The 15,550-nt window shown below is 62.6% G+C and carries 14 protein-coding genes; 4 read left to right on the forward strand and 10 right to left on the reverse strand.

Annotated elements, in window-relative coordinates; all coding sequences use genetic code 11:
• Positions 1 to 550 precede the first annotated feature (550 nt).
• Positions 551 to 1,483: an LD-carboxypeptidase gene (locus HU767_RS19855; protein WP_186730296.1), complete on the forward strand. Its 933-nt coding sequence runs from the start codon at positions 551 to 553 to the stop codon at positions 1,481 to 1,483.
• A 129-nt stretch (positions 1,484 to 1,612) separates the two neighbouring features.
• Here HU767_RS19855 and HU767_RS19860 read toward each other — a convergent pair whose 3' ends face one another.
• From HU767_RS19860 to leuS, 5 genes are all read right to left on the reverse strand, one after another.
• Positions 1,613 to 2,935: a lytic murein transglycosylase gene (locus HU767_RS19860; protein WP_186730297.1), complete on the reverse strand. Its 1,323-nt coding sequence runs from the start codon at positions 2,933 to 2,935 to the stop codon at positions 1,613 to 1,615.
• A gap of 72 nt (positions 2,936 to 3,007) precedes the next feature.
• Positions 3,008 to 3,172 carry an alternative ribosome rescue factor ArfA gene (arfA, locus tag HU767_RS19865; protein ID WP_030140368.1) on the reverse strand — a complete coding sequence of 55 codons (165 nt, stop codon included), beginning with the start codon at positions 3,170 to 3,172 and terminating at the stop codon, positions 3,008 to 3,010.
• A 230-nt stretch (positions 3,173 to 3,402) separates the two neighbouring features.
• A complete protein-coding gene (gene holA / locus HU767_RS19870) occupies positions 3,403 to 4,440 on the reverse strand; it encodes a DNA polymerase III subunit delta (protein ID WP_186730298.1) in 1,038 nt (345 codons plus the stop codon).
• 39 nt (positions 4,441 to 4,479) lie between these two features.
• Complete coding sequence (gene lptE / locus HU767_RS19875; protein ID WP_186706564.1) at positions 4,480 to 5,085, reverse strand: LPS assembly lipoprotein LptE; 606 nt, start codon at positions 5,083 to 5,085, stop codon at positions 4,480 to 4,482.
• 90 nt (positions 5,086 to 5,175) lie between these two features.
• On the reverse strand, positions 5,176 to 7,782 hold the full coding sequence (gene leuS, locus HU767_RS19880; RefSeq protein ID WP_186730299.1) for a leucine--tRNA ligase: 2,607 nt from the start codon (positions 7,780 to 7,782) through the stop codon (positions 5,176 to 5,178).
• A gap of 294 nt (positions 7,783 to 8,076) precedes the next feature.
• Between leuS and HU767_RS19885 the strand changes: the two genes are divergently transcribed.
• A complete protein-coding gene (locus HU767_RS19885) occupies positions 8,077 to 8,397 on the forward strand; it encodes a hypothetical protein (protein ID WP_181289424.1) in 321 nt (106 codons plus the stop codon).
• A 103-nt stretch (positions 8,398 to 8,500) separates the two neighbouring features.
• Positions 8,501 to 9,262: a YdcF family protein gene (locus tag HU767_RS19890; RefSeq protein WP_186706562.1), complete on the forward strand. Its 762-nt coding sequence runs from the start codon at positions 8,501 to 8,503 to the stop codon at positions 9,260 to 9,262.
• A gap of 151 nt (positions 9,263 to 9,413) precedes the next feature.
• Here HU767_RS19890 and lnt read toward each other — a convergent pair whose 3' ends face one another.
• From lnt to miaB, 5 genes are all read right to left on the reverse strand, one after another.
• Positions 9,414 to 10,937, reverse strand: coding sequence for an apolipoprotein N-acyltransferase (gene lnt, locus HU767_RS19895; RefSeq protein ID WP_186730300.1), 1,524 nt, complete (start codon positions 10,935 to 10,937; stop codon positions 9,414 to 9,416).
• Positions 10,938 to 10,964: 27 nt separating this feature from the next.
• Complete coding sequence (locus HU767_RS19900) at positions 10,965 to 11,804, reverse strand: HlyC/CorC family transporter (RefSeq protein ID WP_186706560.1); 840 nt, start codon at positions 11,802 to 11,804, stop codon at positions 10,965 to 10,967.
• Positions 11,805 to 11,844: 40 nt separating this feature from the next.
• Complete coding sequence (gene ybeY, locus HU767_RS19905) at positions 11,845 to 12,303, reverse strand: rRNA maturation RNase YbeY (protein ID WP_186730301.1); 459 nt, start codon at positions 12,301 to 12,303, stop codon at positions 11,845 to 11,847.
• Positions 12,296 to 13,306 carry a PhoH family protein gene (locus HU767_RS19910; RefSeq protein WP_186706558.1) on the reverse strand — a complete coding sequence of 337 codons (1,011 nt, stop codon included), beginning with the start codon at positions 13,304 to 13,306 and terminating at the stop codon, positions 12,296 to 12,298. The genes ybeY and HU767_RS19910 overlap by 8 nt, the downstream gene beginning before the upstream one ends.
• Before the next feature lie 217 nt (positions 13,307 to 13,523).
• On the reverse strand, positions 13,524 to 14,852 hold the full coding sequence (miaB, locus tag HU767_RS19915) for a tRNA (N6-isopentenyl adenosine(37)-C2)-methylthiotransferase MiaB (RefSeq protein WP_186730302.1): 1,329 nt from the start codon (positions 14,850 to 14,852) through the stop codon (positions 13,524 to 13,526).
• A 133-nt stretch (positions 14,853 to 14,985) separates the two neighbouring features.
• Between miaB and HU767_RS19920 the strand changes: the two genes are divergently transcribed.
• Positions 14,986 to 15,315 (forward strand): DUF1820 family protein, encoded by a 330-nt coding sequence (locus HU767_RS19920; protein ID WP_003185742.1) that lies wholly within the window; start codon positions 14,986 to 14,988, stop codon positions 15,313 to 15,315.
• Positions 15,316 to 15,550 lie beyond the last annotated feature (235 nt).

Below are 15,550 nucleotides of genomic sequence, written 5' to 3' on the forward strand. Positions count from 1 at the left end.
TTTGTGTCCGCTGAAGATCTAATGTGGGAGCGAGCTTGCTCGCGAAGGCGGTGGGTCAGTTTGCGGTGATGTTGGATGTGTCGGCCTCTTCGCGAGCAAGCCCGCTCCCACAGGTTCTTGCGGTGTATAGGGGTTTGTGTCTGCTGAAGATCTAATGTGGGAGCGAGCTTGCTCGCGATAGCAGTGGTGCAGCCACATAAATGCCAGCCCCGACTGCTTTTGCTTTTGCTTTTGCTTTTGATCTTGATCTTGATCTGAGACGCCCCGTTAAACCACGCTGGCCGAACGCAGGCATTGCGCAGTGGGCATCCCGGCATGGATGCCGGGATAGCCGCGCTGGGCCATGGATGGCCCTTCGCGGCGGCCCACGGAGCAATGCCGGAGTGAGGGCACACCGAGCCTAGGCGAGGTGCCGAGTGGTGGGGCAAAGCGTTTTTGGTTACTTTTGGCGCTCTTCCAAAAGTGACCCGCTGTAAGAGCGGAACCCTAAGTGGCCGTTACACAAAAAACGGATATACACACAAAGCACGCCGAAAAAACCGGGAACCCCATGGCCCTAACCCCACACCACCCAGTCCCAGCTCTCCCTATAGAAGGCCTGATCGGAGTGATAGCCCCAGCCGGCCCCGCCCCCCTGGACACCGAAAAAGCCACCCAATGGATGCGCGCAAGGGGCCACGAACTGCGCATCTTCCCAGGCGTCTACGAAAAAGACGGCTACCTCGCCGGCAGCGACGACACACGCCTCAACGACCTGCACGCCGCCTTCGCCGACCCAGAAATCAAAGCCATCATCTGCCTGCGCGGCGGCTACGGCACCCCCCGGCTGCTGGATCGCATCGACTTCGACCTCATACGCCGCAACCCCAAGCCATTCATAGGCTACAGCGACATCACCGCCCTGCACCTGGCCATCAACCGCTACGCCGGCTTCGTAACCTTCCACGGCCCACTGCTCAACGCCGACCTCCTGGGCGACAAGGAGCCCCCAACCGTCACCTCGTTCTTCAGCCTGCTGCGTGGGCAAGTAAAGGCCGGCAGTGCGCTGAACCATCCTGCGGCCTACCCATTGACCGCCGTCGAACCAGGCATCGCCCACGGACGCCTGCTGGGCGGAAACCTCTCGATGATCGCCGCGACCATGGGCACCCCCTATCAGATCGACGCCGAAGGGGTGATCCTGTTCATCGAAGATGTCAACGAACCGCTGTATCGCATTGATCGCCTGCTGACTCAATTGCGACTGGCGGGCACCCTGGCGAAGTTGCGCGGGGTCCTGGTAGGGGATATAGCGGGGGTAGACCTCGAGGCGTTGAACCGGTTGCTCAAGCAGACCTTCGCACCGTTGCGCATCCCGGTGTTGTCCGGCTGGCGCAGCGGGCACTGCGATCCGAACCTGACCTTGCCCATGGGGGCATTGGTGACGCTGGATGCGGGAGAGAAGCGGTTGGTGTTGGAGCAGGATGTGGTGGTCGGTCGCTAGTCATGTAGCGTCTGCAAGTCAGTCTTCGCGAGCAAGCCCGCTCCCACAGGTGATCGCGTTTCTTCATGTAAACGCGGTCGAATGTGGGAGCGGGCTTGCTCGCGAAGGCGGTAGCCGCCATACGCCAATTCAGCGGCTACGCAACGCCTCCAGCAACTGCTGCGTCGGATACCCATCCGCCGGCCAGCCGAACGACTGCTGGGCGCTGCGGATCGCTTTGCGGGTGTTGGCGCCGATGATGCCGTCGGGGTTGCCCGCGTCGTAGTTGTGCTTGCCCAGCAGGGTTTGCAGTTCCACGCGTTCGCTGCGGCTCAGGGGCAGGTCTTCCTTTGGCCATTGGCCATAGACCAACCCCGCACCGCTGAAGCGCTTCGACAACAACCCGACCGCCAAGGCATAGGACGATGAATTGTTGTACTTGAGGATGGCGCGGAAGTTATCGAAGATCAGGAACGCCGGACCGCGATGGCCAGCCGGCAGGAGCAAGGACGCCGAGAGCTGCTTGTCCTCGGGGGCGATCGGCAAGCCGCCATATTCTGCAACGCCTAGCCGCATCCATTCGGAGACAGGCTTGCGGATCGTGCCATCGGCCAGCGTGTAGTCGAAGCCCTCGTTGAGCGAGACCTCGAACCCCCACGGCTGCCCGCGCTGCCAGCCGGAGCTTTGCAGGTAGTGCGCGGTCGAGGCCAGGGCGTCGGTGGAGCTGCCCCAGATGTCGCGGCGCCCGTCGCCGTCGAAATCCACTGCATGGGTGTTATACGTGGTGGGAATGAACTGGGTCTGGCCCATGGCACCGGCCCAGGAGCCGAGCATTTTTTCTGGTGTGATATCGCCCTGTTGCAGGATCTGCAGCGCGGCGATCAACTGCGCATGGGCAAAGCCCGGGCGCCGTCCTTCGTAGGCCAGGGTCGCCAGGGAGTTGATGACCGACTTGCTGCCCTGGAACTGGCCGAAGTTGCTCTCCATGCCCCATACCGCCACCAGCGCCTCGCGATCGACGCCATAACGCTGCTCGATGCTTTGCAGGATCTGGGCGTGCTGTTGGATCAGACTCTTGCCCTTGTTGACTCGCAGTGGCGACAGCGCACCGTCGAGGTATTCCCACACGGGACGGGTAAATTCCGGCTGGCTGCGGTCGGCCTTGATCACGCTCATGTCCGGGCTGACGCCGACGAACGCGCGGTCGAACAAATCGGCACGGATCCCGGCGGCCAGCGCTTCCCTGCGAAACCCGGCCTGCCATTCAGCGAAGGTCTGGGTGGGCGCAATCACCAAGTCGTCACCGGTGGGCACCACGGGCGGCACGATGGCAGGCGCGGTCACGACGGGAGCTGTCGGGAGTGGTTGGGCGTCGGCGGCGGTAGGTTTTTCGGCGCAGGCGACAAGCAGGACAACGCTTGCGGCAACAATCATTTGGCGCAGTGGCCAACGATGGGAAAGACAGAAGGGCATGCACGGGTCCAGAAATACAAATCAGGTGCTGACCTTATCATGCGAAAGGGGCGTAGGGCTTGTCCGAGTGTTTCAAGCGGCCAGAAAGCAAGAAGCCTCCCAGTTGTCAGACTGGAAGGCTTCGCGGCGGTAGCTGCCCTTGCCCTTGGCGGGTCGTTCCTGGCGGCTGCGGAACAGGGGCTGGGCGACGATGGACTTGGCCTTGTTGGGGCCATGCCTGGATGGCTTCTTGCTCATGATGGGATCTCTCGTGGGGTGGTTTTGCGGGGCAAATCATGGGACAGAGTTGGGTGGTTGTCCAGTCCCTGCATTGCGTAGGAAATGTCATCTGAGGTGAAGCGCTTTTGTGGCGAGGGAGCTTGCTCCCGCTGGGCTGCGCAGCAGCCCCCCAAAAAACAGGGCCGCTACGCGCCCCAGCGGGAGCAAGCTCCCTCGCCACAAAAAGCTCTGCGGGCGGAAGAAATTGCTTACTCGGCAGGCAAGGTCAACCGCTGCCCGGCCATCAACAGCGACAACCGACTGAGGCTCATCCACGGCGAGCCCGCGGCCTGGCCCTTGATCTGCGCGTCGATGCGTTGGGCCTCGAGCAGCAATTGCGCCCAGCGCGACGCGGAATAGCGCTGCAGGGCCTTGCTCATCAGCGGTTTGCGCTTGTCCCACACGGGCGGGCGGGCCTGGCTGAAGGCTTTGTCCAGCGGTACGCCCTGGCTGTATTGCAGGGACAGGTTGGCCAGCAGGCGCAGCTCCCGAGCCAGGGCCCAGAGGATGACCGGCGGCTCGACGCCTTCGCCCCGCAGGCCTTCGAGCATGCGCAAGGCGTGGGCGGCTTCGCCGTTGAGGATCGCATCGGTCAGCCCGAAGACATCGAAGCGCGCACTGTCGGCCACGGCGGCCTGCACCGTTTCCACGGTGATCTGCCCGCCCTCGGCCATCAGCTTGAGCTTTTCGATTTCCTGGGCAGCGGCCAGCAGGTTGCCCTCGACCCGGGCGGCAATCAGCTCCACTGCATCCTGGCTGGCCGAGAGGCCCGCCTGGGACAGGCGCTGACGAATCCAACTGGGCAACTGGCTGACGTCCACCGGCCAGATCTGCACGAACTGGGTCTGCGGGCCTTCCACCAGGGCCTTGCCCCATTTGGTCTTCTGCGCGCTGCCGTCAAGTTTCGGCAAACTGATGAGCAGCACCGTGTCTTCGGCCGGGCGCGAGCAATATTCGATCAGCGCGGCGGCGCCCTTGTCACCGGGCTTGCCAGACGGCAAGCGTAGTTCCAGCAGGCGTTTTTCGGCGAACAACGACATGCTCGCCCCGGCTTGCAGCAGCGTGCCCCAGTCGAAACTGGCATCGGCGGCGAAGACCTGGCGTTCGTCGAAGCCTTGTTGGCGAGCGGCGCAGCGGATGGCGTCGGCGGCTTCCTGGCACAGCAGCGGGTCATCGCCGCTGATGATGTAGACGGGCGCAAGCGCGCCTTGCAGGTGTTTGCCGAGTTGGGCGGGAGCGAGCTTCATAAGAGAAGGCGAGCGGGGCGCCGGAGCGCCCCGCAAGGCTTATTCAGCCGGGATCTGCATTGGCGACTGCTGCGGGGTTTCCGCTTCAGCCTTGCGTGCCGCTTCCAGCGCTTCGGCTTCGGCCTTGGCCTTGGCGTCGGCGGTCTGTTGCAGTTGGTCCAGTTGGGCCGGGCTCAGCTGTTGCAGACGCAGCATCATGCGTTGCACGAGGTCACGACGCATTTCGTCGCGCACTTCGCTCGACTCCTGGTCGGAACCGGTGATGTTGTTGCCGTCGTGCAGGTAGACCTTCTGTACCTCCAGCTTGTCGTCCAGCAGCACCAGATCGTTCTGGCCGCGGATTTCATAGCTCAGCACGTTGTTCAGTTCGTATTCGGCCGAACGACCGGCGCCGGCATAGCTCAGGCTGCGCTGGCTTTGCTGTTCACGGGTCAATACCAGCTTGTACGGCGCTCCGCCGTAGACTTTCACGCCGCTGTTTTCCAGGTTGTCGCGCAGCATCTTGACGGTTTCGCCATAGGCGTCCCGTGCGCTGAGGTCCAGTTCGTTGATCGCCAGCTCGGTGGTGCCGGTGCCGCGCAGTTGGAAGCCGCAGGCGCTCAACAGGACCGCCAGGCCCACTACCAGCAGATTACGTTTGATCATCTTGTTGCTCCCCTTGAACCCTATGGGGGTCGACCAGGCGACCCCGCAGGTTGTATTCGGCGTCAGGCTCGAGCCTGGCGCCCGATCCAATTAGCTTGCGACGATGTTGACCAGCTTGCCGGGCACGACGATCACTTTGCGAATCGTCAGGCCATCGACGAAGCGCAGCACGTTTTCGTTGGCCCGTGCAGCGGCTTCGACTTCTTCGCGAGTGGCGGCGGCCGGCATTTCGATCTGGCCGCGCAACTTGCCGTTGACCTGGATGACCAGGGTCAGGCTGTCCTGCACCAGCGCGGTTTCGTCCACCAGCGGCCAGCGTGCATCGATCACCGGGTCGGCGTGACCCAGTTGATTCCACAGCTCGTGGCTGATGTGCGGCGTGATCGGCGCCAGCAGCAGCGTCACGGCTTCCAGGCCTTCGTGAATCAGTGCGCGATCCTGCTCGGTGCCTTGGGCGGCTTTTTCCAGCACGTTCATCAGCGTCATCACCTGGGCGATGGCGGTGTTGAACTTGTGGTTCTGGCCGACGTCATGGCTGGCCTGCTTGATGGCCAGGTGGATCGAGCGGCGAACGGCTTTCTGCTCGTCGTTCAGGCCGGCGACGTCCAGTTTGCCCGGCAGGCCCTGGGTGACATGGGCTTGGGCCAGGCGCCAGACGCGCTTGAGGAAGCGGTGCGAGCCTTCGACGCCGGAGTCCGACCATTCGGCGCTCATGTCAGGTGGCGAGGCGAACATCATGAACAGGCGGCAGGTGTCCGCGCCGAACTGATCGATCATCGACTGTGGGTCGACGCCGTTGTTCTTCGACTTGGCCATCTTCTCGGTGCCGCCGATTTCCACCGGCAGGCCGTCGGCGATCAGCTTGGCGCTGATGACCTTGGCCTTGCTGTCGCGTTCGAGCTCGACGTCGCTCGGGTTGAACCAGGTGTAGGCACCGTTGGCTTCGCGACGATAATAAGTCTCGGCGATCACCATGCCTTGGGTCAGCAGGTTCTTGAACGGCTCGTTGGAGCTCACCAGGCCTTCGTCGCGCATCAGCTTGTGGAAGAAGCGCGCATAGAGCAGGTGGAGAATGGCGTGTTCGATGCCGCCGATGTACTGGTCCACTGGCAGCCAATGGTCAGCCGCGGATTTTTCCACCAAGCCACCTTCATAGTGCGGCGAGGCGTAGCGGGCGTAGTACCAGGAGGACTCGACGAAGGTGTCCATGGTGTCGGTTTCGCGCTTGGCTGGCGCGCCGCATTTCGGGCAGCTGCACTCATAGAACTCAGGCATGCGTGCCAGGGGCGAACCGGCGCCGTCGGGTACGACGTCTTCCGGCAGGACCACAGGCAGCTGGTCTTCCGGCACCGGTACGTCACCGCAGGTGTCGCAATGCACGATCGGGATCGGGCAGCCCCAGTAGCGCTGGCGGCTGATGCCCCAGTCACGCAGGCGGAACTGGGTGCGCGAGGCACCGAGGTTCTTCTTGATCAGGGCAACTTCGATGGCGTCGAACGCACCGGCGAAATCCAGGCCGTTGAACTCGCCGGAGTTGATCAGCTCGCCGTGTTCGCCGTAGGCGTCCTGCCAAGGTGCCGGGGTCTGGTCGCCGGCGCTGGTGCGCACCACCGCTTTGACCGGCAGGTTGTACTTGTGGGCGAATTCGAAATCACGCTCGTCGTGGGCCGGCACGGCCATGACCGCGCCGTCGCCGTAGTGCATCAGCACGTAGTTGGCGACCCACACCGGCAGCTTCTCACCGGTGAGCGGGTGCTCGACGAACAGCGACGTCGGTAGGCCTTTCTTCTCCTGGGTGGCGACGTCGGCTTCGGCGACGCTGCCGCCTTTGCATTCGGCGATGAACGCCTGCAGCTCAGGGTTGTTGCGGGCGGCCAGGGTCGCCAGCGGATGCTCGGCGGCCACGGCCACATAGGTGGCGCCCATCAGCGTGTCGGGGCGGGTGGTGAAGACTTTCAGGATGCCGGCTTCGCCGATGGAGGCGACGTCGTACGGGAACTGTACTTCCATGCCCCGGGACTTGCCGATCCAGTTGCGCTGCATGGTCTTGACCTGCTCGGGCCAGCCGGTCAGCTCGTCGAGGCTCTCCAGGAGTTCATCCGCATAGGCGGTGATCTTGAAGTAGTACATCGGGATCTCGCGCTTTTCGATCAGCGCGCCGGAGCGCCAGCCGCGCCCGTCGATCACTTGCTCGTTGGCCAGTACGGTCTGGTCCACCGGGTCCCAGTTCACGGTGCCGTTCTTGCGGTAGATCACGCCTTTTTCGAACAGGCGGGTGAACAGCCATTGTTCCCAGCGGTAGTAGTCGGGCTTGCAGGTGGTCACTTCGCGGGACCAGTCCACCGCCAGGCCCAGGCTGCGCAGCTGGGATTTCATGTAGGCGATGTTTTCGTAGGTCCACTTGGCGGGCGCCACGTTGTTCTTCATCGCGGCGTTTTCCGCCGGCATGCCGAAGGCGTCCCAACCCATGGGTTGCAGGACGTTCTTGCCTTGCATGCGCTGGTAGCGGGAGATCACGTCGCCGATGGTGTAGTTGCGCACGTGCCCCATGTGTAGCTTGCCGCTGGGGTAAGGGAACATCGACAGGCAGTAGTAAGTCTCCTTGCCTGGCTGTTCACTGACTTCAAAGGACTTTTGCTCGTCCCAGAACGACTGGGCGGCGGCTTCGATTTCACGGGGCTGGTAGTGTTCGTGCATGGCTACTTTTGTACTGAATGGGGTGGCCCAATCCTCTTCGTGGCGATGCTGGGCGCAGACGACGCCGAATGCGGCGTTTTTCGATGCCCAGCCAAGCTGGAAGTGGAGTTACAGGAAGCGCCGTAGCATACATGACCGCGCTCTACCGAGGGAAACCTTAGATTGCGTGTCGACCATCGACGACCCCAGGCGATGACCCGTGTTCAGGGCCGTTGGTCGCGGCGCCCTGCCGGTTTGCCCAGCGAAGCTAAGCTTCTCAATGGGGAGTGAGTCTTATCTTCAATGAGGTGAGGGATGGTTGAATCACAACGAAAAGTCGCTACACCTGAGTTGTATGAAAAATTGATCGATCGTCTCGGGGTGGCCCTGGACGCTGCAAGAACCGCCGGTCGCTTGCGTGATGAGCGTCCGGCAGAGCTGGAGCTGCGTGGCTTGAGCCCCGCAGAGTTCGAACTGGTCAAGGCCTACCTTGAGCAGGTCGGGCACCAGGCCCCTGCTATTGGGGCCCAGGCAAACAAGCGTCTCGATGCGCCCCGTTCGGCCAAAGTCGTGTGGCTCAAGGACCGGACGCCTGACAAGGATGCTGTAAAGGTCCGGTCACTGCAGTTCAAGTAACGCCGGATTCACGCGTGTCGCTTTTTTTGATTCAAGGTTTTTTCGAATCTGTTGTCGCTTTGCGTCAACCCACCTAGGCTTCGGGCATCTATGGAGATGCCCGATGCCGTTTCGCTATTTCATCAAACAACTTTTATTGCCCCCCGGCATTCTTTTGCTGCTGTTGGCGCTCGCCTGGTGGTGGCGCCATTCACGACCGCGCCTGGCCCGCCTGTGTTTCGTCGTGGGCTTGGGCGGCTTCTGGCTGATGAGCCTGCCGGTGGTGGTGCAGTGGAGCGCCAAGGCCTTGGAGCGTGATCCACCGCTACTGCGCAGTGACTGGGCGAGCCTGGCCCAGCGTGCCGACGCCATCGTGGTGCTGGGCTCCGGTCGCGAGCGCGGTGACCCGGCCTGGGGGGCCGACCAGCCCACCGGTGTGGGTCTTGAGCGCCAGCGTTATGCGGCGCGGCTGGCCAAGGCTTCGGGCTTGCCCGTGCTGACAACCGGGGGCTTGCACTACGGCACCCCGCCCAGCGAGGCCAGGCTGATGGCTGACTCGATGCGCGATGATTTCGGCGTGACCGTGCGCTGGCAGGAAGAGCGCAGCCGCACGACCTGGGAAAACGCCCAGATGAGCGCCGAAATCCTGCTGCCCGCCGGCATCAAGCGAGTGGTGGTGGTCACCCAGGCCTGGCACATGCCGCGGGCGGCCTGGAGTTTCGAACGCTCGGGATTTGAAGTGGTGCCGGCGCCTGTGGGTTTCCTGGGCCAGGACAACGCCCGGCCACTGGGTGGCTGGATGCCGGAGTTCAAGGCGATCTGGCAGTCGGGGCAACTGATGAACGAGGCGGTGGGGCTGGTGGGGTATTGGTTGTTCTACCGCTGAAACACCGCGTGGAGTGAGCTGATCGCTGTTGTGGCGAGGGAGCTTGCTCCCGCTGGGGCGCGAAGCGGCCCCAAAAAAATGGCCTACTGCGCAGGCCAGCGGGAGCAAGCTCCCTCGCCAGAGGGTTTTTCATTCACATGGGGGGAACGAGTCAAACCGTCCTGGCCATCCGGCTCGCCATCAGCGCCCAGCCCAGCAACAGCACACACAAAACGATCAGCGGCCACGAGCGCCATTGCAGGTACGGGGTCAAGCCGTGCATCGGCACTACTTCGCCATACAGGATGCCGCGCTCGAATTGCGGGATCTGTGCGGTGATCTGGCCAAAGGGGTTGATCAGGCCGGTCACGCCGTTGTTGGTGGCGCGGATCATCCAGCGGCCGGCCTCCAGGGCGCGCATCTGGGCCATTTGCAGGTGTTGCAACGGGCCGATCGAGGTGCCGAACCAGGTGTCGTTGCTGATGGTCAGCAGCAGGTCGCTGCGCGCCGACAGGCTGGCGGCGAACTCCGGGTAGACCACTTCATAGCAGATGAACGGCGCGATCTGGTAACCCTTGGCTTGCAGCAACGGCTGGTCGGCCGGGCCCCGGGCGAAGTCCGACATGGGCAGGTCGAAGAAGGCGATCAGGCCCCGCAGGATGTCCTGCAGGGGCACGTATTCGCCGAACGGCACGAGCTTTTGCTTCAAATAAGTACCGTCACCTTCGCCGGTCACGGTGATGCCGTTGTAGTAACGCTTTTCGTGGCGCACCAGTTGCCGGATCGGCACGCCGGTGATCAACGCCGACTGCCGTTCGGCGGCGAAGTTGCCCATCATGTCCAGGTAGCCCTGGGCGGATTCCTTGAGCACCGGCACCGCGGTTTCCGGCCAGATCAGCAGGTCGACGCGCTTGGAGGCGAAGCTCATGTCGCGGTACAGCGCCAGCTGCGCGTTGAGCTGGTCGGGGTCCCACTTCATGCTTTGTTCGATGTTGCCCTGGATCGCCGCGACACTCAGCGGGTTGCCCGAGGGGCTGGTCCAGGCATGGCCCTTGAGCGCCATGCCGGCCACCCATGGGCCGATCAGCAGCAACACGCCCGCGGCAATAAAGCCTTTGCGGGCGCCGCGGAGCAACCGGGGCGCGTTGTACAGCAGCGCGACGGTCAGGGCGAGGGTGAAGGAGATCAGCCACATCCCGCCCAATGGCGCGAGGCCGGCCAGGGGGCCGTCGAGCTGGCTATAGCCGGAATACAGCCACGGGAACCCGGTGAGAAACCAGCCACGAAACGCTTCCTGGCCCAGCCACAGCGCGGCGAATGCCAGGGCATCGGCCAGTGGCGCCTCGTTGCGGCGCAACCAGCGCGCCCACAACCAGGCGGGCAGGGCGAAGAACCAGGCGATGGCGGCGATGAACAGCAGCATCAGAAAGCCGGCGAGCAGCACCGAGGCACCACCGAAGTTGTGGATGCTGACGTAGATCCAACTGGTGCCGGCGCCAAACAAACCGAAACCGAAACACCAGCCACGGCCCAAGGCCTGGCGCGGCGAAAGCTCGCGCAGCCCGGCGTAGAACAAACCGACCGCCAGCAATGCCAGCGGCCAGATATCGAACGGCGCCAAGGCCAGGGTGGTGATCGCACCGGCCGCCACGGCCAGCAAGTTACCGGGCCAGCCGGGGCGGGTTGTCCAGCGCATGTGTGTCCTTAGCGGGTCTCGCAGGGGTTATCGGCCAATGGGTGACAGGCGCAGCAAGTGAATCCGACGGCTGTCGGCATTCAGGATACGGAAGCGCCAGGAGCCGATTTCCGTGGTTTCGTTGCGCTTGGGCAGGTGCCCGAAAGCACTCATCACCAGGCCGCCGACGGTGTCGAACTCATCGTCGGAGAACTGGCTGTCGAAGAATTCATTGAAGTTCTCGATCGGCGTCAGGGCCTTGATCAGGAAGTCGCCGCTGGGCAGTGGCTTGATGTAGCTGTCTTCCTCGACGTCGTGCTCGTCCTCGATGTCGCCGACGATCTGCTCGAGCACGTCTTCGATGGTGACCAGGCCAGCCACGCCGCCGTACTCGTCGATGACGATGGCCATGTGGTTGTGGTTGGCGCGGAATTCACGCAGCAGCACGTTCAGGCGCTTGGACTCGGGCACGAAGGTGGCCGGGCGCAGCAGGTCCTTGATGTTGAAGCTGTCGCCGTTCTCCTGGAGGATCAGCGGCAGCAGGTCCTTGGCCAGCAGCACGCCCATGACATCGTCATGGCTCTCGCCGACGACTGGGTAGCGCGAGTGAGCGGAGTCGACCACGGCGGGCAGGAATTCACGCGGGGTCTGGGTCGCCTTGATGCTGACCATCTGCGAGCGCGGGACCATGATGTCCCGCACTTGCAGGTCAGCGACCTGGATGGCGCCTTCGACGATGGCCAGCGCTTCGCTGTCCAGCAGTTTGTTCTGGTGTGCATCGCGCAGCAGCTCCAGCAGCTCCTGGCGGTTTTTCGGCTCATGGGCAAAAGCCTGGGTGAGCTTGCCCAGCCATGACTTCTGCCCGTTGGTCGATCGATCTTCGCTCATAGCGATTACTCTGAATCCTTTGTCGTTACAGGTTGATGTATCAGTGTTCGTCGCCGGCGTAGGGGTCGGGATGACCCAGCTCTGCAAGCAACGTTCGTTCCAGCGCTTCCATTTCTTCGGCTTCGTCATCTTCTATATGGTCGTAACCCAATAGATGCAAGCAGCCGTGAATCACCAGATGGGCCCAATGGGCCTCGGATGTCTTGTCTTGTTCCGCCGCTTCACGTTCCACCACCGGGACGCAGATCACCAGATCGCCCAGCAGCGGGATGTCGAGCAATTCGTCGGGAACATCGGCGGGGAACGACAGCACGTTGGTGGCGTAGTCTTTCTGTCGCCAGGTGTGGTTCAGTTCACGGCCCTCGGCTTCGTCCACCAGGCGGATCGTCAGCTCGGAATCGGCGCTGCGCTGGCGCAGGGCCAGTTCGCACCATTGGCGGAACTGGGCTTCGCTGGGGGCGGCGTGTTCACAGGCCACTTGCAGGTCGAGTTCAAGCATTGCGGCCATTGCCTTTGCTTTCGGCCAACTCTTCCTCGGCGCGATGCTCGAAACGCTCGTAGGCTTCGACAATGCGCTGCACCAACGGGTGGCGCACGACGTCCTTGGGCATGAAATGCGTGAAGCTGATGCCCGGCACGTCCTTGAGCACCTGGATCACATGGTTCAGGCCGGACTTGGTGCCCCGGGGCAGGTCGACCTGGGTGATGTCCCCGGTGATGACGGCGGTGGAGCCGAAGCCGATCCGGGTCAGGAACATTTTCATCTGCTCGACGGTGGTGTTCTGGCTTTCGTCGAGGATGATGAAGCTGTTGTTCAGGGTCCGGCCGCGCATGTAGGCCAGCGGCGCGACCTCAATGACCTGGCGCTCGATCAGCTTGGCGACGTATTCGAAGCCGAGCATTTCATACAGCGCGTCATAGAGCGGGCGCAGGTACGGGTCGATCTTCTGTGCCAGGTCGCCGGGCAGGAAGCCGAGTTTTTCACCCGCTTCGACCGCCGGTCGCACCAGCAGGATACGCCGCACCTGTTCGCGTTCCAGCGCATCGACGGCGCAGGCCACGGCCAGGTAGGTCTTGCCGGTACCGGCCGGGCCGATGCCGAAGTTGATGTCGTTGCCGAGGATTTCCTTCACGTAGCGCTGCTGATTCAAGCCGCGCGGGCGAATCATGCCTTTTTTCGTGCGCAGGGCCACGGCAGGTTCCGACGGGGCGGGGTTGTCGAGTTCTTCGACAGCCGACTCCTGGAGGAACAGGTGGACCGTATCCGGCGACAGCTCGCTCCCCTTGGTTTCCCGGTAGAGACGGCGCAGCAGGTTTTCCGCGGAGGTGGTGTGCTTGGGTTCGCCGATCAGTTCGAACTGGTTTCCGCGGTTGCGGATCTCGATGGCCAGGCGCTGTTCGATCAAGCGCAGATGCTCGTCGAATTGCCCGCACAGATTGGCGAAGCGGCGAGCCTCAAAGGGCTCGAGAATAAAGCGATGTGGTTCGATGGGTGCGTTCAAGGTCGTTTTTAGCCGCCCAGGGGCAATTAAGGTGAAATCAAGGATAACGCCAGTAGGCTGGGTGCGAAAGCTCTTAAACAGGCGAATCTGGTTCCGGCGACCGGCGCGGTCTTTTGTGGGAGCGGGCTTGCTCGCGAAGGCGGTCTTACATTCAGCGCATGTGTTGTCTGATCTACCGCTTTCGCGAGCAAGCCCGCTCCCACAGGGGAATAAGTGCTCACTGAATGAGCGAACCCCGCAGCGAGTGCGGTTGCGCGGCGTCAATGTGCACGTCGGCGAACTGGCCGATCAGGGCCGGGGTGTCGCAGCGGAAGTTGACGATGCGGTTGTTTTCGGTGCGTCCTTGCAGCTCGCCCGGGTCTTTTTTCGAATAATCGGTCACCAGAATCCGCTGGACGGAACCGACCATCTGTCGGCTGATCTCGAAGCCCTGCTGGTTGAGGCGGTGTTGCAAGGCGTTGAGCCGTTCTTTTTTCACTTCTTCCGGGGTTTCGTCCGCCAAGTCGGCCGCCGGGGTGCCAGGGCGTTGGCTGTAGACGAAGGAATAGGAAAAGTCGAAGCCCACGTCTTCGATCAGCTTCATGGTTTGCTGGAAATCTTTCTCGGTTTCGCCGGGGAAGCCGACGATAAAGTCCGAGCTGATGCAGATACCTGGCACGGCGGCGCGCAACTTGCGCAGTTTGGATTTGTACTCCAGCGCCGTGTGGTTGCGCTTCATGGCCGCGAGGATCCGGTCAGAGCCCGACTGCACCGGCAGGTGCAGGTGCTTGACCAGTTCGGGAACCTCGGCGTGGGCCTGGATCAGGCTGTCGGAGAACTCCAGCGGATGGGAGGTGGTGTAGCGGATGCGGTCGATGCCGTCCACTGCCGCCACGACGCGGATCAGTTCGGCGAGGTCGGCCAGGCGTCCGTCATGGGTCAGGCCGCGATAGCCGTTGACGTTCTGCCCCAGCAGGGTCACTTCGCGCACGCCGTTTTCCGCCAGGTGGATGATCTCGGCGATCACATCGTCGAACGGCCGGCTGACTTCTTCGCCGCGGGTATAAGGCACCACGCAGAACGTGCAGTACTTGCTGCAGCCTTCCATCACCGACACGTAGGCACTGGGGCCATCAATGCGCGGTTCGGGCAGGTGGTCGAATTTTTCGATTTCCGGGAACGAGACGTCCACTTGCGGCAGCTTGGTGCTGCGGGCGGCGTCGATCATCTCCGGCAGGCGGTGCAAGGTCTGCGGGCCGAAGACCACGTCCACGTAGGGCGCGCGATCACGAATGGCCGCGCCTTCCTGGCTGGCCACGCAACCGCCCACGGCGATGACCATCTCCGGGTTGGCCAGCTTCAGCTCACGCCAGCGGCCGAGCTGGGAGTACACCCGGTCCTGGGCACGTTCGCGGATGGAGCAGGTATTGAGCAGGATCACGTCCGCGTCTTCGGCGCGAGCGGTGACTTCCAGGGCCTGGTGTTCGCCCAGCAGATCGACCATGCGCGAGCTGTCGTACTCGTTCATCTGGCAACCGTGGGTTTCGATGTAAAGCTTCTTGGCCATGGACGGGTTCATCACGTGATTCAAAGAACCGCGCATTATAGGGAACAAGTCCCCCGGTTCCTACCGCTGCGCGAACAGTGGCTATGCTATAGTTCGCGCCCTCATTTTTACCCGCCGATGTGTTTCGCCAGCCATGACCAAACGTGAAGCTCCAATCTACAAGGTGATTTTCCTCAACCAGGGCCAGGTGTTCGAAATGTACGCCAAGCAGATCTATCAAAGTGATCTGTGGGGCTTCCTGGAAGTGGAAGAGTTCGTCTTTGGCGAGCGCACGCAAGTGGTCGTCGACCCGAGCGAGGAAAAGCTCAAGGCGCAGTTCGAAGGCGTGGTGCGCAGCTTCGTGCCGATGCACTCGATCGTGCGCATCGACGAAGTCGAACGCCTGGGCACCCCGAAAATCAGCGAAGCCCGCGGCGCGGTCGGCAATGTGATGCCGTTTCCGATGCCGATGCCTGAAAAGTAGTTGCCAGTCAGTTAAGAGAAAAGAAGCCGAGCGCGGCCTTTGTGGCGAGGGGATTTATCCCCGCTGGGGCGCGAAGCGGCCCTAAAACCTGACACCTCGGTATTAGAGATTGATTGAGTTGACTGCTTTGGGGCCGCTTCGCAGCCCAGCGGGGATAAATCCCCTCGCCACAGAAGGCCGTGGTGGATTCAGGGCAACGGCGAAAAAGGCGTACGCCCATCGGCGTTCTGCAATT

This window comes from Pseudomonas sp. SWRI179, assembly GCF_014268705.1.
Taxonomy (GTDB): Bacteria; Pseudomonadota; Gammaproteobacteria; order Pseudomonadales; family Pseudomonadaceae; genus Aquipseudomonas; species Aquipseudomonas zanjanensis.